This is a genomic window from Streptomyces sp. NPDC051907 (assembly GCF_040681075.1).
Lineage (GTDB): Bacteria > Actinomycetota > Actinomycetes > Streptomycetales > Streptomycetaceae > Streptomyces.
Genome location: NZ_JBFAYB010000053.1, coordinates 20,540 through 42,032, shown reverse-complemented (window position 1 = coordinate 42,032; position 21,493 = coordinate 20,540). Strand labels below are relative to the sequence as shown.

Annotated in this window: 24 protein-coding genes and 2 pseudogenes; 15 read left to right on the top strand and 11 right to left on the bottom strand. The window is 69.8% G+C overall.

What is annotated here, in order from left to right:
• Positions 1 to 162 precede the first annotated feature (162 nt).
• On the top strand, positions 163 to 786 hold the full coding sequence (locus AB0M39_RS25315; RefSeq protein WP_365368127.1) for a hypothetical protein: 624 nt from the start codon (positions 163 to 165) through the stop codon (positions 784 to 786).
• A 53-nt stretch (positions 787 to 839) separates the two neighbouring features.
• Positions 840 to 1,289, top strand: a complete 450-nt coding sequence (locus AB0M39_RS25310) for an NUDIX hydrolase (protein WP_365368125.1) — start codon at positions 840 to 842, stop codon at positions 1,287 to 1,289.
• Between the two features lie 158 nt (positions 1,290 to 1,447).
• Here AB0M39_RS25310 and AB0M39_RS25305 read toward each other — a convergent pair whose 3' ends face one another.
• Positions 1,448 to 3,949, bottom strand: a complete 2,502-nt coding sequence (locus tag AB0M39_RS25305) for an HAD-IC family P-type ATPase (protein ID WP_365368123.1) — start codon at positions 3,947 to 3,949, stop codon at positions 1,448 to 1,450.
• Between the two features lie 216 nt (positions 3,950 to 4,165).
• On the bottom strand, positions 4,166 to 4,495 hold the full coding sequence (locus tag AB0M39_RS25300; RefSeq protein ID WP_365368121.1) for a DUF2530 domain-containing protein: 330 nt from the start codon (positions 4,493 to 4,495) through the stop codon (positions 4,166 to 4,168).
• A gap of 271 nt (positions 4,496 to 4,766) precedes the next feature.
• Between AB0M39_RS25300 and AB0M39_RS25295 the strand changes: the two genes are divergently transcribed.
• Positions 4,767 to 6,239 (top strand): NCS2 family permease, encoded by a 1,473-nt coding sequence (locus tag AB0M39_RS25295; RefSeq protein ID WP_365368119.1) that lies wholly within the window; start codon positions 4,767 to 4,769, stop codon positions 6,237 to 6,239.
• A gap of 39 nt (positions 6,240 to 6,278) precedes the next feature.
• On the opposite strand, the gene AB0M39_RS25290 is transcribed toward AB0M39_RS25295, so the two are convergent.
• Complete coding sequence (locus AB0M39_RS25290) at positions 6,279 to 6,461, bottom strand: CopG family antitoxin (RefSeq protein ID WP_365368118.1); 183 nt, start codon at positions 6,459 to 6,461, stop codon at positions 6,279 to 6,281.
• Between the two features lie 133 nt (positions 6,462 to 6,594).
• Here AB0M39_RS25290 and AB0M39_RS25285 point away from each other — a divergent pair, with 133 nt between their 5' ends.
• The 3 genes from AB0M39_RS25285 (at position 6,595) to thpR (ending at position 9,071) form a co-directional block, all read left to right on the top strand.
• Positions 6,595 to 7,041, top strand: a complete 447-nt coding sequence (locus AB0M39_RS25285) for a MarR family transcriptional regulator (RefSeq protein ID WP_365368116.1) — start codon at positions 6,595 to 6,597, stop codon at positions 7,039 to 7,041.
• 28 nt (positions 7,042 to 7,069) lie between these two features.
• On the top strand, positions 7,070 to 8,386 hold the full coding sequence (locus tag AB0M39_RS25280) for an MFS transporter (RefSeq protein ID WP_365368114.1): 1,317 nt from the start codon (positions 7,070 to 7,072) through the stop codon (positions 8,384 to 8,386).
• Positions 8,387 to 8,498: 112 nt separating this feature from the next.
• Positions 8,499 to 9,071: an RNA 2',3'-cyclic phosphodiesterase gene (thpR, locus tag AB0M39_RS25275; RefSeq protein WP_365368112.1), complete on the top strand. Its 573-nt coding sequence runs from the start codon at positions 8,499 to 8,501 to the stop codon at positions 9,069 to 9,071.
• Positions 9,072 to 9,219: 148 nt separating this feature from the next.
• Here thpR and AB0M39_RS25270 read toward each other — a convergent pair whose 3' ends face one another.
• Positions 9,220 to 10,284: a hypothetical protein gene (locus AB0M39_RS25270; protein WP_365368110.1), complete on the bottom strand. Its 1,065-nt coding sequence runs from the start codon at positions 10,282 to 10,284 to the stop codon at positions 9,220 to 9,222.
• A gap of 142 nt (positions 10,285 to 10,426) precedes the next feature.
• Entirely contained in the window at positions 10,427 to 10,837 is a 411-nt protein-coding gene (locus AB0M39_RS25265; protein ID WP_365368108.1) for a hypothetical protein, read from the bottom strand.
• Positions 10,838 to 10,919: 82 nt separating this feature from the next.
• Here AB0M39_RS25265 and AB0M39_RS25260 point away from each other — a divergent pair, with 82 nt between their 5' ends.
• From AB0M39_RS25260 to AB0M39_RS25250, 3 genes are read left to right on the top strand one after another with little or no spacing between them, the layout of a single operon-like run.
• Complete coding sequence (locus tag AB0M39_RS25260) at positions 10,920 to 11,738, top strand: helix-turn-helix transcriptional regulator (RefSeq protein ID WP_365368106.1); 819 nt, start codon at positions 10,920 to 10,922, stop codon at positions 11,736 to 11,738.
• Entirely contained in the window at positions 11,735 to 12,040 is a 306-nt protein-coding gene (locus AB0M39_RS25255; protein ID WP_365368104.1) for a DUF397 domain-containing protein, read from the top strand. The genes AB0M39_RS25260 and AB0M39_RS25255 overlap by 4 nt, the downstream gene beginning before the upstream one ends.
• Positions 12,041 to 12,078: 38 nt before the next feature.
• Positions 12,079 to 12,654 (top strand): hypothetical protein, encoded by a 576-nt coding sequence (locus AB0M39_RS25250; RefSeq protein ID WP_365368102.1) that lies wholly within the window; start codon positions 12,079 to 12,081, stop codon positions 12,652 to 12,654.
• A gap of 33 nt (positions 12,655 to 12,687) precedes the next feature.
• Here AB0M39_RS25250 and AB0M39_RS25245 read toward each other — a convergent pair whose 3' ends face one another.
• Both AB0M39_RS25245 and AB0M39_RS25240 read right to left on the bottom strand, forming a co-directional pair.
• The gene (locus AB0M39_RS25245; protein ID WP_365368100.1) at positions 12,688 to 13,143 is read right to left on the bottom strand and encodes a hypothetical protein; all 456 of its coding nucleotides are present in this window, start codon (positions 13,141 to 13,143) and stop codon (positions 12,688 to 12,690) included.
• 153 nt (positions 13,144 to 13,296) lie between these two features.
• Entirely contained in the window at positions 13,297 to 14,178 is an 882-nt protein-coding gene (locus AB0M39_RS25240; protein ID WP_365368098.1) for a glycosyltransferase, read from the bottom strand.
• Positions 14,179 to 14,266: 88 nt separating this feature from the next.
• Here AB0M39_RS25240 and AB0M39_RS25235 point away from each other — a divergent pair, with 88 nt between their 5' ends.
• Together AB0M39_RS25235 and AB0M39_RS25230 are read left to right on the top strand one after the other, a co-directional pair.
• Positions 14,267 to 14,593 carry a hypothetical protein gene (locus tag AB0M39_RS25235; RefSeq protein ID WP_365368096.1) on the top strand — a complete coding sequence of 109 codons (327 nt, stop codon included), beginning with the start codon at positions 14,267 to 14,269 and terminating at the stop codon, positions 14,591 to 14,593.
• A gap of 473 nt (positions 14,594 to 15,066) precedes the next feature.
• Complete coding sequence (locus tag AB0M39_RS25230; RefSeq protein ID WP_365368094.1) at positions 15,067 to 15,660, top strand: Uma2 family endonuclease; 594 nt, start codon at positions 15,067 to 15,069, stop codon at positions 15,658 to 15,660.
• 46 nt (positions 15,661 to 15,706) lie between these two features.
• On the opposite strand, the pseudogene AB0M39_RS25225 reads toward AB0M39_RS25230, so the two are convergent.
• Positions 15,707 to 15,937: pseudogene (locus AB0M39_RS25225) on the bottom strand (TetR family transcriptional regulator C-terminal domain-containing protein); the annotation flags it as partial.
• Between AB0M39_RS25225 and AB0M39_RS25220 the strand changes: the two are divergent.
• Positions 15,928 to 16,233: pseudogene (locus AB0M39_RS25220) on the top strand (FAD-dependent monooxygenase); the annotation flags it as partial. The pseudogenes AB0M39_RS25225 and AB0M39_RS25220 overlap by 10 nt on opposite strands.
• 73 nt (positions 16,234 to 16,306) lie before the next feature.
• Positions 16,307 to 17,296 (top strand): aldo/keto reductase, encoded by a 990-nt coding sequence (locus AB0M39_RS25215; protein WP_365368092.1) that lies wholly within the window; start codon positions 16,307 to 16,309, stop codon positions 17,294 to 17,296.
• Positions 17,297 to 17,571: 275 nt separating this feature from the next.
• Here AB0M39_RS25215 and AB0M39_RS25210 read toward each other — a convergent pair whose 3' ends face one another.
• The gene (locus tag AB0M39_RS25210) at positions 17,572 to 18,168 is read right to left on the bottom strand and encodes a MarR family winged helix-turn-helix transcriptional regulator (RefSeq protein WP_365368090.1); all 597 of its coding nucleotides are present in this window, start codon (positions 18,166 to 18,168) and stop codon (positions 17,572 to 17,574) included.
• Here AB0M39_RS25210 and AB0M39_RS25205 point away from each other — a divergent pair.
• Complete coding sequence (locus tag AB0M39_RS25205; protein ID WP_365368088.1) at positions 18,167 to 18,700, top strand: carboxymuconolactone decarboxylase family protein; 534 nt, start codon at positions 18,167 to 18,169, stop codon at positions 18,698 to 18,700. The two genes, AB0M39_RS25210 and AB0M39_RS25205, sit on opposite strands and share 2 nt — an antisense overlap.
• A gap of 43 nt (positions 18,701 to 18,743) precedes the next feature.
• Here AB0M39_RS25205 and AB0M39_RS25200 read toward each other — a convergent pair whose 3' ends face one another.
• On the bottom strand, positions 18,744 to 19,715 hold the full coding sequence (locus tag AB0M39_RS25200) for a WYL domain-containing protein (RefSeq protein WP_365368085.1): 972 nt from the start codon (positions 19,713 to 19,715) through the stop codon (positions 18,744 to 18,746).
• A gap of 146 nt (positions 19,716 to 19,861) precedes the next feature.
• Here AB0M39_RS25200 and AB0M39_RS25195 point away from each other — a divergent pair, with 146 nt between their 5' ends.
• On the top strand, positions 19,862 to 20,257 hold the full coding sequence (locus tag AB0M39_RS25195) for a RidA family protein (protein WP_365368159.1): 396 nt from the start codon (positions 19,862 to 19,864) through the stop codon (positions 20,255 to 20,257).
• Between the two features lie 119 nt (positions 20,258 to 20,376).
• Here the strand turns inward: AB0M39_RS25195 and AB0M39_RS25190 are convergent, their stop codons facing one another.
• Positions 20,377 to 21,489 carry a contact-dependent growth inhibition system immunity protein gene (locus AB0M39_RS25190; RefSeq protein WP_365368083.1) on the bottom strand — a complete coding sequence of 371 codons (1,113 nt, stop codon included), beginning with the start codon at positions 21,487 to 21,489 and terminating at the stop codon, positions 20,377 to 20,379.
• Positions 21,490 to 21,493: the final 4 nt, after the last annotated feature.

Genomic DNA, 21,493 nt, shown 5'->3' with positions numbered 1-21,493 from the left:
GGGCTGCCTGTGCTGCGGCTGGTCGGCGAGTCCGGGTCGCCCGTGCCTCGGGCGGGTGCTTGTCCCACCTGCCCGCCCGATCACTGCACTTGCCAGGTGCGGGCGGGGTCGCCTGTCCTGCGGTCGGTCGGCGAGGCTCGCCCTGCGAGAAGGGATGAAGCGATGACTTTGCATTCCGATGTGGCCGAGTTGCTGGCAGGGGCCGGCATCCTCGACGTGGACGTCGACGACGCCGTCGCGGACGAGCACGTGCGGTCGTCCGCGTACCGAGACGTCGTCTCGGCGACTGCTTCCTCGCGGAGTCGCGACCGAGACCGCGCGATCGTGGCCACGATCCTGCGCGACCCCAACGAGATGGCGTCCAAGACGGCGGTGGTCGCTCTCGTGGACACGATCGCGATGAAGGCGACCGGTCGTGAAGAGTTCCGGCAGTGGTCGGCCGAACTGCTGCCGGAGATCGACCAGCTCAAGACGGAGGGGTTCCGCGCTTTCATCCGCCGCCGCGTCCACGACTGGCTGTTCTACCTGTCCGTCGAGGACGGTCACGCGCCGACACCGGCCGAGTTGGCGGAGGTCACGGACTGGATGCAGCGCCTCCTCGCCGGGGTGTCGACGTCGCCGGCGGTACTCGCCCTGCTCGCCGAGTCAGGCAACAGGAAGAAGACACGAAACATCGCGAAGAACCGAGCCGGAAGGCCGCGAGCTGAGAACGAAATGAGTCCGACCATGGCGACGCCTTCGGCGAGGACGGATACCACGGGCGTGGGATCGTCCATCCCACAGTGATGAACGTGCCGTTCGCCATCATGCGCGTCTGACGGTCGCTACGCTCGCCGCCCATGGACGACGCACAAGACCGTGGGCCGACGCGTGACGCCGCTGTCGTGGTGGCGCGGGACGAGCATGGCCACATCGCGCTGCTGGCCGCGCCGTTTCCCCGCCATGGCGGGGAGTACTTGTTCCTGCCAGGAGGCCGCCGAGAAGACGGCGAAACCCCTGAAGAGTGCGCCCGCCGGGAGCTGCGTGAGGAGGCTGGAGTCGCCGCGGATCACTGGCAGCCTCTTGGCTCATACGCGATGACTCTGAACGCCACCGCCCGCGTCCACCTGTTCCTCGCCGAGGGGCTGGAGTGCGGTCCCCAGCAGCTCACAGCCACGGAAGAAGAGTTCAAGCTGATGTGGTGGTGCCTGAGCGACGCCATCACGGCCGCCACCGAGGGGCGGTTCCTGCTCCAGGGCGGCCCCCTCGCTCTGCTTCTCGCCGAGCGGACGCTCAACGGCCGATCGTGAGAATCGCCGCCGACGACCGCGCTCCGCGCTGAGCCCGACCACGGGCCTTCGTCGCGCCGCGACCCGCCTCTGTCCGCCGGGACCTGGAGCCACGCCAAGCCCCACCCGTCCCCAGCGCCGGGAGCCACGCCGCGCCCCACCCGCCCACCCGCCCGTCGCTACGCCGGGAACCGCCTGTCCACCCAGCGCCACGCCATCTCCAGCAGCGCCGCTCCCGTCGCCGCGATGGCGACCGCCGCCCAGGGCATCGTCGTGCCCACCAGCTTCAGGGCGAAGAAGTCCTGGAGCCACGGCACGATCAGCACGATCAGGAAGCCCAGGCCCATCGCCGCCACCAGGCATACCCGCCACCACGTGTACGGGCGCGCGATGATCGCCAGGACCCACATGGAGACCAGGAACAGCGTCAGCGTCGCCGCGCTCGTCTCCGCCTCCAAGGCGTCGGGGCCGCTGTAGTGGGAGCGGGCCAGCAGGTACGTCGCGAACGTCGCCGCCGCCGCGATCACCCCCGCCGGGATCGCGTACCGCATCACCCGGCGTACGAAGTGCGGCTTCGCCCGCTCCTTGTTCGGCGCCAGCGCCAGGAAGAACGCCGGCACGCCGATCGTCAGCGTCGACAGCAGCGTCAAGTGTCTCGGCAGGAACGGGTACTCGACCTGGCTGCACACCACCAGCACCGCCAGCAGTACCGAGTACACCGTCTTCGTCAGGAACAGCGTCGCCACCCGCGTGATGTTGCCGATCACCCGTCGGCCCTCGGCCACCACCGAAGGCAGCGTCGCGAAGCTGTTGTTCAGCAGCACGATCTGGGCGACCGCCCGCGTCGCCTCCGAGCCGGACCCCATCGAGACGCCGATGTCCGCGTCCTTGAGCGCCAGTACGTCGTTGACGCCGTCGCCCGTCATCGCCACCGTGTGCCCGCGCGACTGGAGCGCCCCGACCATGTCCCGCTTCTGCTGCGGAGTCACCCGGCCGAAGACCGCGTTCGCGTCCAGCGCCTCCGCCATCTCCGCCTGGTCCGTCGGCAGCCGGCGGGCGTCCACCGTGTTCGCCGCCCCCGGCAGCCCCAGCTTCCCGGCCACCGCGCTCACCGACACCGCGTTGTCGCCGGAGATCACCTTCGCGTGGACGTCCTGGTCGTCGAAGTACCGCAGGGTGTCCGCCGCGTCCGGCCGCAGCCGCTGCTCCAGCACCACCAGCGCCGTCGCCTTCGCCCCCTGGGCGACCGTCGGCGAGTCCAGCTCGCCCGCCGCCCTAACCAGCAGCAGCACCCGCAGCCCCTGCTCGTTGAGGTGCTCGATCTCGTGCAGCGTCGGGTCGTCCGCCGGCAGCAGCACGTCCGGCGCGCCCAGCAGCCACGCCGAACGGTCCCCGTTCCCCTCGCTGAACTCCGCCCCGCTGTACTTCCGCGCCGAGGAAAAAGGCAGCGCCTGCGTGCACCGCCAGCCCACGCCGTCCGCATCCACGCCGCCCGCATCCACCCCGTCCGCATCCACCCCGTCCGGATACGCGTCGATGATCGCCTGAAGCGACGCGTTTGGCCGCGGATCCGACTTCCCGAGCGCCCCCAGCACCCTCCGTACGTACGCCTCGTCCGCCCCGCCCAGCGGCCGCAGCTCCGTGACGTCCATACCGCCCTCGGTCAGCGTGCCCGTCTTGTCCAGGCACACCACGTCGACCCGGGCCAGGCCCTCGATCGCCGGCAGCTCCTGCACCAGGCACTGCTTGCGGCCCAGCCGGATCACGCCGATCGCGAAGGCCACCGACGTCAGCAGCACCAGACCCTCGGGGATCATCGGCACGATGCCGCCGACGGTCCTGGCGACCGAGTCCTTGAAGTTGTCGTCCTTGACCACGAGCTGGCTGACGACGAGCCCGATCGCGGTCGGGATCATCATCCACGTCACGTACTTGAGGATCGTCGAGATGCCCGAGCGCAGCTCGGAGTGGACGAGCGTGAAGCGCGACGCCTCCTCCGCGAGCTGCGCCGCGTACGCCTCCCGCCCCACCTTCGTCGCCGTGAACGCGCCGCCGCCCGCGACCACGAAGCTCCCCGACATCACCGGGTCGCCCGGCTGCTTGACGACCGGGTCCGCCTCGCCGGTCAGCAGCGACTCGTCGATCTCCAGGCTCTCGGCCTCCGCCACCTCGCCGTCGACGACGACCTTGTCGCCGGGGCCGAGTTCGACGAGGTCCCCGAGCACGATCTCGGAGGTGGATATCTCCGCCGAGCTGCCGTCCCGCCGTACCGTCGGCTTCGCCTCGCCGATGACCGCGAGGCCGTCCAGGGTCCTCTTGGCGCGCAGCTCCTGGACGATGCCGATGCCGGTGTTGGCGATGATCACAAAGCCGAAGAGGCTGTCCTGGATGGGCGCGACGAAGAACATGATCACCCAGAGCACGCCGATGATCGCGTTGAAGCGGGTGAAGACGTTGCCGCGGACGATGTCCGCGGTCGAGCGGGAGGAGCGGATCGGTACGTCGTTGACCTTGCCCCGCGCGACCCGCTCGGCCACCTCCGCCGTCGTCAGCCCGGTCGCCGGGGCCAGGAGGGAGCGCGGTGGCTTCCTGGGATGTACGGGGTCCAGCTCGGCGCCCGCGTCGATGACGGGTCCGCTCGGCTTGGGGCCGTTCGCGTCGATCCTCGCCCGCTGAGTCATGGTTTCGACGGTACGGGGGGAAGGGCCGGTTCACCCGCCGAGTGCGGAGAGATCAGACTTCGGTAGGACGGGAATGGTCCCGTGGCACTACGCAGGGCACTGCTCAGGCGGTCCGCACTCAGGCGGTCCGGTCGATCTGGACGCAGGCGCGGTCCGGTCGGTCTGGACGCAGGCGCGGTCCGGACTCAGGCGCGGTCCGGACTCAGGCGGTCCGGGTCACTTGCCCTCGCCGGAGTCCGACGGCGACGACGGCGCGCCACCCGCCCCGGCCTCGGCCCCCGCCTCCGTCTGCTCCGCCTTCTCCGCGAGCGACCGCTTGATCGCCGCGTCCCGCCCCCGCACGTACCAGATGCCGATCAGCCCGAGCCCCGCGCCCGCCAGGCAGGTCCACACCCACCAGGTCAGGTCGCGCTCGTCGAACCAGCTGTAGAAGGGGACCTGCACGAGGAACATGACGAACCACAGGATCGTGCCGCCGATGATGGTGGCGACGACGGGCCCCTCAAGGGGCTCGGGCGCCTCGTGCGTGGGGGTCCATTTCGCCATGCGGCCAGTGTAGGCGGCCCCTCTCCCCACCTCGTCGGCCCGCCGCCAGCTGGTGCCGAGGCCATGGCCAGCCCCCCGCCCGCCCACCGCCGCCCGCTGCTCACCGCCGTCTACGCGCGGAGATACCGATCTTCCATCTATACATTCATACTGAAGCGGTTTGTGTCCGACCGGTTTTGTTCGTAGGAACCTCCAAGGGTCCTGGAGCAGCCAGTGAACCGGCCAGGAACCCGCCGAGAATCCCCGCCAAAGAACCCCCGCGAGGTCCCGCATGCCCCCCACGGCCACCGCTCCCGCGGACGCCAAGCCGCCGCGCCCCGACTCCGGTGACTCCGGTCCCGGCGCCGCCCACCGGCTCGACCGCTACTTCAGGATCTCCGAGCGCGGCTCCACCGTCGCCCGCGAGGTCCGCGGCGGCTTCGCCACCTTCTTCGCGATGGCCTACATCATCGTGCTGAACCCGATCATCCTCGGCAGCGCGAAGGACATGTACGGACACCAGCTCGACGGCGGCCAGCTGGTCACCGCCACCGTGCTGACCGCCGCCTTCTCCACGCTTCTCATGGGCGTCATCGGCAACGTCCCGATCGCGCTCGCGGCCGGACTCGGCGTGAACACCGTCGTCGCCCTCCAGCTCGCGCCCCGCATGAGCTGGGCGGACGCGATGGGCATGGTCGTCCTCGCCGGCTTCGTCGTGATGCTGCTGGTCGCCACCGGACTGCGCGAGCGCGTGATGAACGCCGTGCCGCTCGGCCTGCGCAAGGGCATCGCGATCGGCATCGGCCTGTTCATCATGCTCATCGGCCTGGTCGACGCGGGCTTCGTCACCCGTATCCCGGACCTCGCCCACACCACCGTCCCGCTCCAGCTCGGCGCCGACGGCCACCTCAACGGCTGGCCCGTCCTCGTCTTCGTGCTGGGCACGCTGCTCACCCTCGCGCTGATCATCCGCAAGGTCCCGGGCGCGATCCTGATCTCCATCGTCGTGATGACGCTGGTCGCCGTCCTCGTCCAGGCGCTCGCCGACCTGCCTGCGGGGGCGTGGGGCCTGACCACCCCGCAGTGGCCGGGCAACCCGGTCGCCTCGCCGGACTTCGGGCTGGTCGGCGAGGTCAGCCTGTTCGGCGGCTTCGGCAAGGTCGGCTATCTGACCGGCTGCCTCTTCGTCTTCACCGTGCTGCTGTCCTGCTTCTTCGACGCCATGGGCACGATCCTCGGCGTCGGCGACGAGGCGAAGCTGATGGACGACAAGGGCGACTTCCCCGGCATCAACAAGGTCCTGATCGTCGACGGCATCGCGGTCGCCGCGGGCGGCGCGACCTCGTCCTCCGCCAACACCTGCTTCGTGGAGTCCACGGCGGGCGTCGGCGAGGGCGCGCGCACCGGCCTGGCCTCGGTCGTCACCGGCGCGCTCTTCTCGGTCGCGCTCTTCCTCACCCCGCTGGCCACCATGGTCCCCTCGCAGGCGGCGACGCCCGCGCTGCTGGCGGTCGGCTTCCTGATCCTGGCGGGCTCCGTCAAGGACATCGACTGGAGCGACTTCACCATCGCGGTGCCCGCGTTCCTCGCGATGGTGATGATGCCGTTCACGTACTCGATCACCAACGGCATCGGCATCGGCTTCATCGCCTTCAGCGTGCTGCGGCTGGCGGCGGGCCGCGGGCGCGAGGTGCCGGTGGCGATGTACGTCGTCTCGGCGGTGTTCGTCTTCTACTACGCGATGCCGGCGCTGGGCCTCACGTAGAACCGTAGAGGGGTACTCGCCCACGGGGCAGGGGGCACGTCACATACGGCCGTAGAACTCCTCCGTCTCGTCGACCGCCGACTTGAAGCGTTCGTCGAAGTCGTCGCGAATGAGCGTCTGGACCACATAGTCCTGGACGCTCATTCCGCGTTTTGAGGCGTGCTGCCGGAGCCGGTTGAGCAGCTCACCGTCTATCCGCAGGCTGAGCACTGTCGATCCCATGTCAGCCAGGGTTGCCGCTCCATACTGGCCGACGCGTCACTTTCCGCATGCGGCTCACTCATATGGGTGACTCCGCCGACTGTGGCCATGTCCCACTGGTATTTAGCATGGGTAATGAGTTACGCTAACGAACATGCCTGACCTGTCCCATGGCGCCGCCGACGAAGACGTCGCCGCCGTGAACTCGCTCCGCTCGGCCGTCATGCGGCTGGGCCGACGCCTGAAGCATCAGCGCGTCGACGAATCGCTGAGCCCGACCGAGATGTCGGTGCTCGGCACCCTCGCCCGATGCGGCTCCGCCACCCCCGGTGAGCTGGCCCGCAAGGAGCACGTCCAGCCGCCGTCCATGACCCGGATCGTGGCACTGCTCGAGGCCAAGGGGCTGGTCCGGCTAGAGCCGCACCCCGACGACCGCCGGCAGAAGGTGGTCAGCCAGACCGAGCAGGCGGAAGCCATGCTGGAGGAGAGCCGCCGCAAGCGGAACGCCTGGCTGGCCACGCTCGCCGAGGGTCTGGACGAGGACGAGTGGGCCAAGCTCCGCGCTGCCGCTCCCGTTCTGGAGAAGCTCGCACACCTTTAATCACCGCATTGCCAGGGAGGCGACACTTTTGCGTACGGGACCCGGAGCAGACTCCGCACCCGCACCCGCCCCTACAACCATGTTCAGCTCGCTGAAGATCCGTAACTACCGGCTCTTCGCGACCGGACAAGTGGTCTCCAACACCGGTACCTGGATGCAGCGCATCGCCCAGGACTGGCTGGTGCTGACCCTGACCGGCTCGGCTTCGGCCGTCGGCATCACCATCGCGCTGCAGTTCCTGCCCATGCTGCTCTTCGGGCTCTACGGCGGCGTGCTCGCCGACCGGCTGCCCAAGCGGCGGCTGCTGCTCGCCACCCAGGCAGCGATGGCCCTGACCGGCCTCGCGCTCGCCGCGCTCACCCTCAGCGGCCACGTCCAGGTGTGGCACGTCTACCTCACGGCCTTCCTGCTCGGCCTCGTCACCGTCGTCGACAACCCGGCGCGCCAGTCCTTCGTCGCGGAGATGGTCGGCCCCGGCCAGCTGGCCAACGCGGTCAGCCTGAACTCCGCCAACTTCCAGTCCGCGCGGCTGGTCGGCCCCGCCGTCGCCGGTGTGCTGATCACGGCCGTCGGCAGCGGCTACGCCTTCCTCCTCAACGGACTGTCCTTCCTCGCGCCCATCGCCGGTCTGCTGATGATGCGCAACAGCGAGCTGTACAAGGTCGAGCGGGCGCCGCGCGGCAAGGGGCAGCTGCGGGAGGGGCTGAAGTACGTCGCGGGGCGGCCCGAGCTGATCTGGCCGATCGTCCTCGTCGGGTTCGTCGGCACCTTCGGATTCAACTTCCCGATCTGGCTCTCGGCCTTCGTCGACGACGTCTTCCACGGCGACGCCGGTACGTACGGCCTGCTCAACACCTTGATGGCGGCGGGCTCCCTGGCGGGGGCCCTGCTCGCGGCCCGGCGCGGGACCTCACGGCTGCGGGTGCTGGTGGGGGCGGGCGTGCTGTTCGGCCTGCTGGAGGTCGTGACCGCGTTCGCACCGTCGTTCTGGATCTTCGCGGCGCTGATGGTGCCGATCGGCATGTTCGGCCTGACGGTCAACGTCACCGCGAACTCCAGCGTCCAGATGGCCACGGACCCGCTGATGCGGGGCCGGGTGATGAGCCTGTTCATGATGGTCTTCACGGGCGGCACCCCGCTGGGCGCGCCGCTCGTCGGCTGGATCACGGACGCGTACGGCCCGCGCGTGGGCTTCGCCGCAGGCGGCGCGGTGGCCATGCTGGCGGCGATAGGAGTCGGCGTGATGCTCGCCCGTGTGGGCGGGCTGCGCCTGAAAATAGATCTGCGGCGGGGGCGCAAGCACCTCGAGTTCGTCCCGAGGGAGCAGCTGACCACGGCGGCGTGAGGCGGCGCGCTGGGCGGCCCCTGAAATGGTTCGCGTGAACTGGTGCCTGCGAACTGGTGCGTGATCGGCAGGCTGCTTCCGGCCCGCCGATCGGGTGCGCAAGACTCGCCGTATGAGAATCTTCGCCGCCGTGCTCCCGCCCGCCCCGGTCGTGGACGAACTCGGCGCCGCCGTCGACCGGTTGAAGTCCCTCCCCGGCGCGGACGGGCTGCGCTGGACCGGGCGCGCGGGCTGGCACTTCACGCTGGCGTTCATGGGCGAGGTCGACGAGAGCCTCCTGCCCGAGCTGCACGAGCGCCTGCGCCGGGCCGCGCACCGGACGCCGCCGTTCTCCCTCCGCGTCCACCAGGGCGGCCGGTTCTCCCAGCGGGTGCTGTGGGCGGGGGCGGCCGGCGGGATCGAGGAGATGCGCCTGCTGGCGGAGCGAGCGGACGCGGCGGCGCGCCGGTCGGGGATCAGCATGGAGGAGCACCGCCGCTACCACGCGCACCTGACGGTTGCCCGCAGCCGCAGCGACGACGCGGATCTGCGGCCGTACGTCGAGCGGCTGGAGGGCTTCGAGGGCACGCCCTGGCAGGTGTCCGAGCTGGCGCTCGTCCGCAGCAACCTGCCGGTGAGCGGGATCAAGGGCGAGGAGCCCCGGTACGAGACGGTCGGGTCCTGGCCACTCGAACGGGCGAGTTAACCTCGTTCCGTGAACCCGAAGACCAGAAACCAGATCATGGCGGGCGTGCTCGTGCTGCTGTTCGCGATCATCGCCGTCGCGGCGGCGGTCGGCCAGTAGCCTGCCGCCTGCGCCTTTGCCCGCCCTCGCCGCGTCGGCAGCGTAGGACCTACGCACCGGCGGCGGCTTCCTGGACGCGGGTGCGCCAGGGGATCGATCTCGGGCGGGGTGCCGTCTGCGCGGCTGCGGCTGTACGGCGGCGGCAGGGAGCGCAGTGGGTCTCGTCGGCCACGGCGCGGAAGACGTGCTCGTCGCCGGGGCCCTTGCAGGTGATCAGCCCTCCGGCCGGGACGGCTCCAGGGGCTGCCGTGGCCGACGTGGCTGACGTGGTCGGAGCGGCTCCAGCGGCTGACGCTGCTGGCGTGCTCGGCGCGATCGGTGCGGGGAGTTTCTCGATCAGGCGGTGGCGTACGAAGCCCACCGCCGAGCGGACCCCGCCCGGAGGAAGGCCCGCCGTCAGGGCCTGACGCAGATCGGCCGTCGACAGCCCGCGCCGCAGCCACTCCGCCGCCGCGTCCGCCAGAGCGCGCGCCTCGCGGACCCCGAGCAGCAGATCCCGCCGCGTGTGCCTCAGAGACAGCAGCAGCCGCTCGGCCTCGACCACCTCCGGCTGCGCGACTTCGGGCTCCGCGACCTCCGTCTCCCCGACCTCTGGCCTGTCCGATTCACCCGGTCCATCCGATCCATCCCGTCCGTCTGTTTCGTCGGGGGTGCTGGGTGGGGGGTGGGGGTTGTTCTTCTCCCTGGTTTTAACCTCCGGAGGAGAGCCGCCGGGTTCCGGGCTCTCCGGTTCTCCGACGGTCGGTCCTCCGACACTCGGCGGCTCGGCAGCTGGGGGAGTGGGAGGCGCGGGCGGATCCCCGGGATCGGACGTTGGCTGCGGGACCCCCTCCCTCACCGCGTTCGCGCCCTCGCGCGTGAGGGCGACGTTCGACACGAGCTGCTCGGTGACCCAACGCCCGCGCGTCCCCTGCCACTTCCACTCGTGCAGGAAACCGCATGCGACCAGCTGTTCTTTCGCCCGCTGGTAGGCCCGAGGCTTCATGCCGAGGTCGCTCGCGTGCTCGCTGAGCGGCTTGTCGCAAGCGGAGTCGGGGAGTCCCTGAATGAGGACGATCAAGATCTTCGCGTCGCTGTTCAGGCGCGGATGCCGTACGACGTCGTTCGCAACCATGGTGTAGCGCCGAAGGGGCGCGATAGCATGCCGAAGCATTTCTGGTGGACCCACTTTCCACTGGTAGTGAAGGTCCTCGGATGGTGTTGGCGCACCGCCGGGGGCCGCTCCATGTGTACGTGCACAGAGCGTGAGGACGCGGTTACCGTACCGCATATACGACCATGTCGTACAACAAGTCCGTTTCCACGAACGGCACTTCCTCGGTCGGCCGAGACCTCCAGTCCAGCGGCCATGTCCACCCGTCGAGCGCGGGCACCCCCACGAACGCCGAGCTGCGCCCGTCCCGACTCAGCGCCCGCGCACCGGCGGGCCACGCGTGCGCGGCGGCGGTCTGCGGCGGCAGCAGGAAGTACATGTTCTGCTCGCCGATCGCCTCCCGGACGATCGGACCAGCCTGGAAGTCCGTGAACTGCATGATCTCGTAGGCCACTTGCTCCCCGAGGAATCCTCCGATGCGTACGGCGTCGAAGTGAACCCCCGCATGTCGCAGGGCATGTCCGGAGGCGGGAATCCAACTGGGCACCGTGTCAAGTGAAATGCGCGGATTCATGGGGCCAGCCTTCCGGCCCGGCTCTAGTGTGACCAGCACCACAGAGAGTTTGTGATGGGTTGTGCACTTGGGGAGGACGGAAGTGAACATCGGGAACAACGGGAGTCCTGGGGCGGCAAAGGCGTTCGGCAGACTCCTGCGCTTCCACCGTGAACGCGCCAAGGTCTCGCAGGAGGCGCTGGGCAAGCACACGACGTACTCCAAGTCCCAGGTGGCGATGATCGAGCGCGGGGAGCGCCGCCCACGGGGAAACTTCGTGGAGCTGGCGGACGAGCTGCTGGGTGCACAAGGTGCACTTCTGGAGGTGGCGGAGGAGCTGAAGGCGAGTGGGGTGGCGGCGTGGTTCGAGGACTACGTGGAGGAGGAGGCGAAGGCGGCGGGTGTCCACATGTATGCGACGCATGTGATTCCTGGCCTGCTTCAGACGGAGGAGTATGCGCGGGCGGTCTTCGCCTGCGAACGCCCGTCACTGGAGGCCGAGGAGATTGAGGCGGGAGTCGTGGCCCGCCTTGCCCGGCAGAAAGTGTTCCGCCGAAAGCCCACGGCTCTGATGAGCTTCGTCCTGGAGATGAGCACGTTAACCCGCCCGATCGGCGGGCTGGCGGTCCTCAAGGAGAACCTGCGACACATCCTCGACATCGGTCGTCTCCGCAATGTCGAATTGCAAGTCATGCCGGCGGACCGGCAGACACATGCTGGGCTCAGCGGGCCCTTCGTCTTGCTGGAGACGGCCAAGCGTCGCAGTCAGCTGGTCTACGTCGAGGGGCAGGGCGGCCGGTACTTTCTCAGCGAACAGCCGGACGTAGGCGATGTGTTCGCACGGTATGGCATTCTGCGGGCACAGGCCCTCAACCCGGAAGACTCAGCCAAACTCATCGAACAGGTGGCACGAGAGCTATGAGAAGTAGCGACCTCAACTGGTTCAAGAGCAGCTACAGCGGCGACCAGGGCGGCGACTGTGTGGAGGTCGCCGTCGAGTGGATGAAGTCCTCGTACAGCAGCGATCAGCAGGGCGAATGCGTCGAGATCGCGGTCGAGTGGGCGAAGTCCTCGTACAGCAGTGGCCAGGGCGGCGAATGCGTCGAGGTCGCCGCCTGCCCCCACGCCGTACACGTCCGCGACTCCAAGGACACCAGCATCCGGGCGCTCACCCTCACCCCCGCCGCTTGGTCCGCGTTCCTTCGGGTGACTAGCACCAGCTGAACGCATCGGCTGGAGGGCTCGCTGGTAGCGATCAGGCCATGGTCCTCACTATCCCCCAAGCCCTGTACGACATGGCCGTCGGCTTCATGAAGGATGCCGGTCTCTCTCCCAAGGCCGCCGCCGAGAAGGCCAAGGCGGCCGTGCCCGGCGCGTCCAAGGCCGACGAGTGGGATGTTCTGCGCAAGCTGGAGGACGCGAAGCTGGCCGGGACGATCACGCTCACCCACAAGAATTCGGGCTCCCGGCTGGCGCTCATGAGCGGTGGGGCCCTGGAGGCACGGCAACCGGACGCGTACGAGGACGAGGACCGCTGGCAGGCGGTCCGCGTCGCCGACGGCGACATCCACCTCAAGCACGCCAAGAGCGGCAAGCTGCTGGCGAGCCGGCAGATGATCGGCCCCGCCGGCCGCCACGACCTGTACGCGCACGCGGACGACGAGGACAGCAAGTACACGGACGACGTCCGCTGGCTGGTGGACTGGTCGAGTGACGCGCTGATGCTGCGTTCGCAGAGCTCAGGCGCGCTGCTGGCGATGGACGCCGAGCCGTGCGCCGAGCCGGACCGAAGCGGCGGCGACGTGGACGGCAAGGAGTGGCTGGTGGCGACGGTCTAGAGCACGGGCGCGCTCAGAGCTCGCGCGGGACCCTCACAGCTTGAACAGCACTCCGCGCCAGGTCCAGCCCGCGTTGAGGACGGCGGCTTGCAGGGGGTTCTTCATGTCCCGCGAGTCGAAGCGGAAGCTCTCGACCTTGTGCCGCCGGCCGTCGGGACCCCGCTCGTACGTCCACTGCCGGCTCACCGTCCTCGCCGGCCCCCGGCCGTACGAGCGCTCGCCGTTCTTCGCCTCCCACTGCTCGTCGAGGGCCCGCACCTCGCGCCGCGCCGGGACGATCCGCATCCGTATCTTGAGGGTCAGCTTCAACTCCTCCACCCGCCACACCGCCACAAGGTCGGCGCCCTCTTTCGCGGTGCTGTCGCGCACGACGTACGGCACCCCGGGCCGATTGACCGCGAGCAACGCGGCCCGCACTTCGGCGGCGGATCGCGGCGCGACATGGGCACCGGGATACCGGGTTCCGGTCATCTTGTCGAAAAGGCCCACTTGGCGAAATCCCCCTGCGCATCGCCGTAACTGGCTGCTTAGTATGACTATCTCGGACGACCTGGGGGCGGTGGGGCAGCCGGGCTCAGTGAGCAGATCGGGCTCCGTCTGCCTGCCTGCGGACGCGTCGGACCGGCGAGAGTCCACGGCGGCTTAGACGACCGGCGGCCTGCCCAGGCGGGACATCCGCCACACCGTCCTCCACATGATGGGACGTCGAGGGCCCCCGCTGCTCCGGATGCCCTCGGCGAACCCGCCGAACCAGGCCCGCAGTCCCGCCAGGGACTTCGTGCGGAGCACGGTCAGCACCACCCACACCCCCAGGTAGACCGGCACGAGAAGAGCGGGCAGATGCCGCTTGGCAAGCCAGGCCCGGTTCCGGGCCGTCATCCGGTAGTAGACAGCGTGCCGTGCCGGCGAAGTCTTCGGGTGCTGGAGAACGAGCTGCGGCTCGTAGAGGACGTCCCAGCCCCGATCGATCGCCCGCCAGGCCAAATCGGTCTCCTCGTGCGTGAAGAAGAACGCGTCCGGCCAGCCGCCGGTCTGCTCCAGCATCGGCATCGACAGCGCGTGACCACCGCCCAGGAACGTGGTCACCAGCCCCCGCCGCATCGGGTCCTTGGCCCGCAGGCGGGGCACGTGACGCCGCTGGGTGGCGCCGGTCTCGTCCGCGATCCGGAAACTGACGATTCCGAGACGGGTGTCTGCCTCGTACAAGTCTGCGATCCGCCGGAACACGTCCGCTTCGATCAGCAGCCCGTCGTCGTCCAGGTCCACGAGCACGTCCACGTCACCGAACTCGCGCAGCCGCCGCCAGGCGACGTTGCGGCCACCGGACACACCCAGGTTCTCCTCCAGCTCCACCGCGGTCACGCCGTCCGGCAGCCCCGCAAGCGCCGCGCCGTTGCCGACGACGACAACCCGGGCTGCGGGCTCGTCCTGCTTGGCCACCGACTCCAGCAAAGACAGCAGCTCAGGCATCCGGTCGCCCATGGTCAGCACGGCGACACCCACACGCGGCCGGGTCACATCCATCACCACTTCTCTCAAGCCGGCATCAGGTGAACGGCGAGCGTATCCCGGCCGAAACCTGCTGCCGGACCCATCAGAAGGGCCAACAGACATGGACCGGATCACCCTTGGCGGCTACGTCACCGCCCCCACCGACATGCGCAAGCCCGACCGCGAGGTCATCATCCGCACGGGCGCCGGCCTATACCGCTGCGGAACAACCCAGTTCGGGGCCGTCATCGGCGACGACACCCAGACCGGCAACAGCATCAGCATCGGGCCCGGCGTCGCCATCGGCCGCCGCTGCCAGATCACCAGCGGCGTCGCCCTCGCCATCCGCGCCGTCCCGAAGGACTGCACCGTCACCGCCCCACACGCCAAGGAAGCCAGCGTCCGCCGCCATCGTCGCTCCTTGGCACCCGATCGGACCACCGACTAGAGCGCGGGCCCCTCACAGCCTGAACAGCACTCCGCGCCAGGTACACCCCGCGTCGCGCACGACGTACGGCCCCCGGGCCGATTGACCGCGAGCAACGCGGCCCGCACTTCGGCGGCGGATCGCGGCGCGACATGGGCATCGGGATACCGGGTTCCGGTCATCTTGTCGAAAAGACCCACTGGACGCGTCGGACCGGCGGGCGGGCGGACGTGCGGCATTCCGGCGTCTGCTCTGAGAACGCGGACAAGCCGTCGGGGTGCGCACTCTCGTACTGCGTGGAACTCTTCGCCCACGAGCTCCCGCCTGGAACCACCCGGATCTACGCGAGGTCGGTGATCGAGCCGAGCCTGACTCCGCCGCCTGCCGCGCCCAAAGCCTGACGAGTCCTTGCCACGGGCGTGCCGAAGCGTTCGTACGTATCGTTGTACTTCGCGGCTGCATGCGATCACGCGGCAGCGCGGAGGAGCGCCGCGATGACCGTCGTAGAGACCGACAGGATCGACATGGCCGACAACAGCGACAAGCAGGTCCTGGACGAAATGTTCGAGGCGCTTGAGCGGATGCCCGTCCCCGAGGGATACAGGGTCGAGATCGTCGGGGGGGCCGTCTACACGTCGCCGCAGCGGGACGTCCATTGGGAGATCATTCGCCGCATCGTCCGCGCCTTGGAGGACACGTTCGGAATGTCCGTCAGGGTGTTCTCCGATGTGCGCATCGACTTCCCCGGCCGGTTGAACGGCTTGTGTCCGGACGTGGCCAAATTGAGGGCCTCGGCCGAGAAGGACGGTGACGGGCGCTGGCGCTATGAGGACGTGGAGTTCATCGCCGAAGTCATCTCCAAGGACACTGCTGCCAACGACTACGGCCCCAAGAAGACCGCTTACGCCTCCGCCGAGGTGCCCGTCTACCTCATCGCCGATCCGTACCAGGGGCGGTGCCACGTGTACACGCAGCCCAAAGGCGGCGACTACGTCACGGAGACGACGGTCGCCTTCGGCGGGGAGCTCGACCTCGCGAACACTCCCGTCGGCCTCACCCTCGCCACGGCCGACTTTCCCCGCGCCTGAGGCGACTTGGCAACGGGAGCTGCGCGCCTCGCAGGTCAGCCGTCGTTCAGCCGTCGCCCGTCTCCCGTAGCGCCGTCGCCGCCAGGCCTCGGATCGCCTCCCTGGGCGCTTTCCCGTCCCCCGTCAGCCGGTCGAAGACGAGGCCGTCCACGCAGGCCAGCAGGGCGAGCGTGCGGCTCTCCGCGTCCGTTGTGCCGTGGGCCGAGAGGAACTCCGTCACTGCCGCGCGGGCCGCGTTGTCCCGAGGGGCGAGGATCTCGCGGAGCTCTGGGCGACGCGGCCCACGCCATGACGCCGAACCTCGGCCAGGGCGCTGGAGGGCGCGGCGACCTTGGCCGCCGCCCTTGCCGACGGGCCCGCTGTGGAGCGCGCGCTCACGCGCTACGACGCAGAGCGCCGGCCCCGCAGCCAGGCGGTCGCCCGGGCCGCCGCCAGGTCGGCCGGATGGGCCAGCAGCTGTCCCACCCGCTGGCCGTCTCCCTGCGCAACGCCGTGCTGCGGCTGGCCCCGTCCGGTGTGGCCGTCCGAGCCATCCTGCGGCACGCCGCGTGGACGCCTCGGCCCCTCGGCTGAGGAGGGAGAGCCAACTCGTGGTGCATGGAATGCCCTTGCTTCGAGCGCGCTCGAAGGCGTTGGGTAGGTACGCATGAAGTACACGCAGCTCGGACGCACTGGACTCAAGGTCAGCCGACTCGTACTCGGCACCATGAACTTCGGCCCGCAGACCAACGAGGCCGACAGCCACACGATCATGGACTCCGCGCTGGACGCGGGGCTGAACTTCTTCGATACCGCCAATGTCTACGGCTGGGGGGAGAACAAGGGCCGTACCGAGGAGATCATCGGCACCTGGTTCGCCCAGGGCGGCGGTCGGCGGGACAAGACCGTGCTGGCCACCAAGGTCTACGGGAACATGGCCGGCGACGGGGACCCGTGGCCCAACCACGACCTGCTCTCGGCGGTGAACATCCGCAGGGCCGTCGACGCCAGCCTCAAGCGGCTCCAGACGGACTACATCGACGTCTACCAGTTCCACCACATCGACCGCCGGACTCCGTTCGAGGAGATCTGGCAGGCCATCGACGTACTGATCCAGCAGGGCAAGATCCTCTACGTGGGCTCGTCGAACTTCCCCGGCTACAAGATCGCCCAGGCGAACGAGACCGCCGCCCGGCGCGGCACGTTCGGGCTGGTCAGCGAGCAGTGCCTGTACAACCTCGCCGAGCGGCGCGCCGAGATGGAGGTCATCCCGGCCGCGCAGGAGTACGGCCTCGGCGTCATCCCGTGGTCCCCGCTGCACGGCGGTCTGCTCGGCGGAGTGATCAAGAAGGAGACCGAGGGCAGGCGCCGGGCGTCCGGGCGCTCGGCCGAGGCGCTCGCCAGCACGGCGGTCCGGGCGCAGGTGCAGGCGTACGAGGACCTGCTCGACAAGCACGGTCTCGAGCCCGGCGAGACGGCGCTGGCCTGGCTGCTGACCCGGCCCGGGGTGACCGGCCCGATCGTCGGTCCGCGCACCCCCGACCAGCTGGAGAGCGCGATGCGGGCGCTGGAGCTGGAGTTGAGCGAGGACGTCCTGGCGTCCCTGGACGAGATCTTCCCGGGGCCGGGGCCGTCTCCCGAGGCGTTCGCCTGGTGATCTAGCAGACGGACGCGGGTCGTTGAGCCGCGCTCGGGGTCGGCCGCGAGGCCCCCTCGGGGCGCGGCTTCGCGTCGTCACGGGGCGAGCACTGGCGTTGTGCCGAGGGGGGCTCGACGCGGTGTCATGCGCCGCCGAACTAGCGCGCCGGGCCGTGTCATGCGCCGCCGAGCCAGCCCGCCGAGCCAGCCCGCCGAGCCAGCCCGCCGAGCCAGCCCGCCGAGCCAGCCCGCCGGGCTGTGTCATGCGCCGCCGAGCCAGCCCGCCGGGCCGTGTCATGCGCCGCCGAGCCAGCCCGCCGCGTCGAGGCGGAAGGGCTCCGCGGGGAGCACCGTGCGGAGGGACTCCTCGATGTCGCGTACTCGGTCCGCGCCCAGGGTGCGGGCCCAGTCCGCGCGGAGGTCGTCGAAGATCGCGGCCGAGCGGGTGAGCGCGTCCAGGCCGTGGGGGGTGAGGCGGACCAGCTTGCGGCGGGCGTCGGACGGGTCGTCGGTGCGCTCGGCGTAGCCCAGGGTCACCAGGCGGTCGACCGTCTTGCCCGCCGCCTGCTTCGAGACGCCCAGGCGGCGGCCGACCTCGCTCGCCGTCGCGCCCATGGGGCCGATCGCCTGCATGGCGAAGCCGTGGGCGGGGCGGATGTCCGGGTGGCCCTGCTCGGCGAGCGCGGCGTGGAGGCGGTCGATCAGCGAGCGGAAGCCGGAGAACAGCAGCAGGGGGAGCTCGTACCCCGGCTCGTATCCAGGCTGTCCGGGCTGGTGTCCGGGCCGGTGTCCGGGCTGATGTCCAGGCTCCCCTCCGTGTTCCTGGCCGGGCGCGCCGAAAACGCGGTTGCCTGGTTCGACAACCTGGTTTACTTTCTTTTCGTCAACCATGTTGTCGATTATAGGAGTCGCCGTGTTCGTCGAGCACACCCTGGAATCCGCGCCCCCCGCCTCGCGCCGCCCCATGGAGGCGACCATCGCCCGCCTGGGCCACCTCCCGCCCGCCGTCGCGAAGCTCGCCTCCTCCCCGCACCTGCTGGAGGGCTTCCTCCGGCTCAGCGCCGCCTTCGAGCAGACGACGCTGGAGCCGGTCGCCCGCGAGGTCGTCGTCATGACGGTCGCGACGCGCAACGAGTGCCATGTGTGCGTGGCGATGCACACCGGCAAGCTGCGCGCGCTCGGCGCGCCGGATGAGCTGATCGCGGAGCTGCGCGAGCAGCGCCCGCTGACCGACGAACGGCTGGAGGCGATCCGGCAGTTCGCGCTGGAGGTGCTGCGCACGGCGGGAGAGGTGGCCGACGACGAGCTGACCGCCTTCTTCTCGCACGGCTACACCCGGCAGAACGCACTGGAGGTCGTGATGGGCATCGGCGCGTACACGATGTCGACGCTCGCGAACCGGCTGACGAGGGCGGCGGTCTAGCGACCGTTCACGAGAGCCGGCGCACCGCATGCGCAACCCCGTCTCAGGGCGAGACTCCGTAGCGGGCGGCCACCGCGGCGGCGCGGTTGCGCAGGGAGGCGCGCAGCGACTGCGGGGACAGGGCTTCCGCTTCCGTGCTGAGCTGCCACAGCGCCCATTCGGCGTGCCGGGAGTCCTGGAAGGTCAGCTCCAGCCGCAGCCAGCCGTCTTCGTCCGGTTCCTCCGCGCGGACGGCCACCGCGGTGTCCAGCAGGTCCTTCCGCCGCGCCGGGTTCACCCGGGCCAGCACGGTGAAGTGGTCGCTGCCGAGGAACTGCGCGGAGCGTTCCCGCCAGATCCGGTCCAGATCGACCCGGTTCGGCCGCTGCGCCGCCTCGGGGAGCTCCTCGGCGGCCAGCACCCGCGACAGCCGGTACGTGCGGTCCTCGCCGGATCTCGTAGCCAGCAGGTAGCCCCGGTCGCGCACGGTGACCAGGCCGATCGGGTCCACCGTGCGCCACTGTGGCGTCTGGCCCGTGGCCGCGTACTGGATGCGCAGCTTGTGTCCGGCGAGCACCGCGCGCCGGACCTCGATCATCACGGCGTCGGGCACCTCGTCGCCGACCAGCCGGCGTGAGAGCAGGTCGGTCTCCGGCTCGACGAGGAATCGCTGGGCCGCGTCGCTCGCGGTCGCCTGGTGGCTCTCGGGCAGCGCGTCGACCACCTTCCGCATGGCCGAGGCGAGCGCCGGGCCGAGGCCGAACACCTGCTCGCCGCGCCCCGATCCGGCGGCCAGCAAGGCGAGGGCCTCGTCGTGGTTCAGTCCGGTGAGCTCGGTACGGAAGCCGGGCAGCAGCGCGAAACCGCCGTGTCTGCCGCGTTCGGCGTAGACCGGGACGCCGGCCGCGGACAGCGCCTCGATGTCGCGCAGCACGGTGCGCGTGGACACCTCCAGCTCGCGGGCCAGCGTGTCCGCGGTCAGCCGACCGCGCTGGCGCAGCAGGAGCACGAGGGAGACCAGCCGGTCGGCGCGCATGCGGGAACGGTAGCCGAATACATGACCAAGGGTGTCGTGATTGGTTGCGAGGCTCGTCTGCACGACGTCAGAGCCGGCCGTCCGCCGAGCCGATGGACGTACGTACGCCCCTTGAATCGAATGAATCGAATGGAGCAGACGTGGCGATGGAACGAACCGCGGTCAACCCGGTGACGTGGTCGGTGGAGTTGGGGTTCAACCAGGGCGAGGTCGTCTCCGGGCACACGCGGACCCTGTACATCTCGGGGCAGACCGCGATGAACGGCGACGGCAAGCCCCAGCATGACGGCGACATGGCGGCGCAGTTGGCGCTGAGCGTCGACAACCTGGAGGCCGTGCTCGGCGAGGCCGGCATGTCTCTCGCGAACCTCGTGCAGCTCAGCGTCTACACGACCGACGTCGATCTGCTCTTCCAGCACTACGGCGGGCTGGCGGGGCGACTGGGCGCCGCCGGGGTGGCGCCGGCCACCACGCTGCTCGAGGTGACGCGACTGGCGATCCCCGGCCAGATGGTCGAGATCGAGGGGACCGCCGTCGCGTAATGCGGCCAGTACGACCTCGCTGCCTCCGCTGCTCGTGTCGGCTGAACCGGCACGAGCAGCGGGGGCAGACGTCTCCCGGCGCTGGTGGGCGCCTGTCGGCTGCCCGTGCGCGAACTGGGTCAGATCTTCTGGTGCTGCCGGATGATGGCCGCCACATCGGTGAGCCATTGGCTGAGCGAAACGCCCCTCGGTGTGGCTGCCGACAGACCGAGACTGCGCACAGCCCGCGCCAGTCGCGTACGCGAGTCCATCTCCGTCACGAGGCTGGACAATTCCTCGGCGGTCTTTCGGAGTTCTTCCTTCGGGGTCAGGGTGAGGTAGGAGTCGACAGCCTCCGCGTGGGACAGCGAGCCGGCGACGAAGCTCAGATGGAAGTAGCCGCGCAGGAGGTGGTGCACATGGGGGAAGCGTTCACGCAGCCTCTCGCGGTCGAGTCTCCTGTCACGCGCCTCGCTCAGGGCCTGCTCCATGCGCTGCGTGTTCGCGGCCGCCGTCAACTCCGCTGCCAGGGAGAGTGACTGCTCTCCTGATCCGCGGGCCACGAGATCCGTCAATTCCACGAGCGCGCGCTCACCGGGCTGGGCGGCGATCAGCCGTCGTGCCATCGATGTGCCGGTGGATTCGTCCGCATCGCCGAGAGAGACGATGAGCATGGCGATCTGCAGGCCGAGATCGAAGCCGATCGTCTCGGCGGAGGCGATCCGATCCATCCCGCGTTCGGCGACGGCCGCGATGCCCTTGGTGTGGACGGCGACGATCTCGTCGCTCAGGAGCCACTGGAGCGAGCGGCCGAACTGGTGCTGGTCGACCAGGTTGAGCAGGGCCTTCGCCGCACGCAGCCGTTCGTCGGCCGTGCCCCGTTCCGCTGCCATCTCGCTGCTGCCGCCCACGCAGTGAGCGAGCTGCCCGAATGTGTCGTCCACGCCGTGGAAGCGGTCGTACGAGGCGCCGAGCCAGACAGCCCTCTCGCCCGCGGCGCAGGCTTCGAGGACGGCCTGGTAGCCGACGGGGTCAGCCCAGGTGGCGAGGGCGCAGCAGGCCAGAAACCGTTCGACGGGGTCAGCCGCGGCATCCTGCAGGATGCCGCGCAGTCCATCGGTGCGCTCGGTGTACCCCCCGTCGAGGGCGTCCGCGATCACGTCGTCCGGATCCGCGGGCTCGCCGTCGAAATCCGTGTACAGCAACGCCGTCAGCGCGGAGCTGGGCGTCCAGGGGGAGGTGCTCTCACTCATGATC

Coding starts and splice junctions, on each gene's coding strand:
- AB0M39_RS25315 (WP_365368127.1), top strand. CDS start 163: ATGACTTTGCATTCCGATGTGGCCGAGTTGCTGGCAGGGGCCGGCATC.
- AB0M39_RS25310 (WP_365368125.1), top strand. CDS start 840: ATGGACGACGCACAAGACCGTGGGCCGACGCGTGACGCCGCTGTCGTG.
- AB0M39_RS25305 (WP_365368123.1), bottom strand. CDS start 3,949: ATGACTCAGCGGGCGAGGATCGACGCGAACGGCCCCAAGCCGAGCGGA.
- AB0M39_RS25300 (WP_365368121.1), bottom strand. CDS start 4,495: ATGGCGAAATGGACCCCCACGCACGAGGCGCCCGAGCCCCTTGAGGGG.
- AB0M39_RS25295 (WP_365368119.1), top strand. CDS start 4,767: ATGCCCCCCACGGCCACCGCTCCCGCGGACGCCAAGCCGCCGCGCCCC.
- AB0M39_RS25290 (WP_365368118.1), bottom strand. CDS start 6,461: ATGGGATCGACAGTGCTCAGCCTGCGGATAGACGGTGAGCTGCTCAAC.
- AB0M39_RS25285 (WP_365368116.1), top strand. CDS start 6,595: ATGCCTGACCTGTCCCATGGCGCCGCCGACGAAGACGTCGCCGCCGTG.
- thpR (WP_365368112.1), top strand. CDS start 8,499: ATGAGAATCTTCGCCGCCGTGCTCCCGCCCGCCCCGGTCGTGGACGAA.
- AB0M39_RS25270 (WP_365368110.1), bottom strand. CDS start 10,284: ATGGTTGCGAACGACGTCGTACGGCATCCGCGCCTGAACAGCGACGCG.
- AB0M39_RS25265 (WP_365368108.1), bottom strand. CDS start 10,837: ATGAATCCGCGCATTTCACTTGACACGGTGCCCAGTTGGATTCCCGCC.
- AB0M39_RS25255 (WP_365368104.1), top strand. CDS start 11,735: ATGAGAAGTAGCGACCTCAACTGGTTCAAGAGCAGCTACAGCGGCGAC.
- AB0M39_RS25250 (WP_365368102.1), top strand. CDS start 12,079: ATGGTCCTCACTATCCCCCAAGCCCTGTACGACATGGCCGTCGGCTTC.
- AB0M39_RS25240 (WP_365368098.1), bottom strand. CDS start 14,178: ATGGATGTGACCCGGCCGCGTGTGGGTGTCGCCGTGCTGACCATGGGC.
- AB0M39_RS25235 (WP_365368096.1), top strand. CDS start 14,267: ATGGACCGGATCACCCTTGGCGGCTACGTCACCGCCCCCACCGACATG.
- AB0M39_RS25230 (WP_365368094.1), top strand. CDS start 15,067: ATGACCGTCGTAGAGACCGACAGGATCGACATGGCCGACAACAGCGAC.
- AB0M39_RS25215 (WP_365368092.1), top strand. CDS start 16,307: ATGAAGTACACGCAGCTCGGACGCACTGGACTCAAGGTCAGCCGACTC.
- AB0M39_RS25205 (WP_365368088.1), top strand. CDS start 18,167: ATGTTGTCGATTATAGGAGTCGCCGTGTTCGTCGAGCACACCCTGGAA.
- AB0M39_RS25210 (WP_365368090.1), bottom strand. CDS start 18,168: ATGGTTGACGAAAAGAAAGTAAACCAGGTTGTCGAACCAGGCAACCGC.
- AB0M39_RS25200 (WP_365368085.1), bottom strand. CDS start 19,715: ATGCGCGCCGACCGGCTGGTCTCCCTCGTGCTCCTGCTGCGCCAGCGC.
- AB0M39_RS25195 (WP_365368159.1), top strand. CDS start 19,862: ATGGAACGAACCGCGGTCAACCCGGTGACGTGGTCGGTGGAGTTGGGG.
- AB0M39_RS25190 (WP_365368083.1), bottom strand. CDS start 21,489: ATGAGTGAGAGCACCTCCCCCTGGACGCCCAGCTCCGCGCTGACGGCG.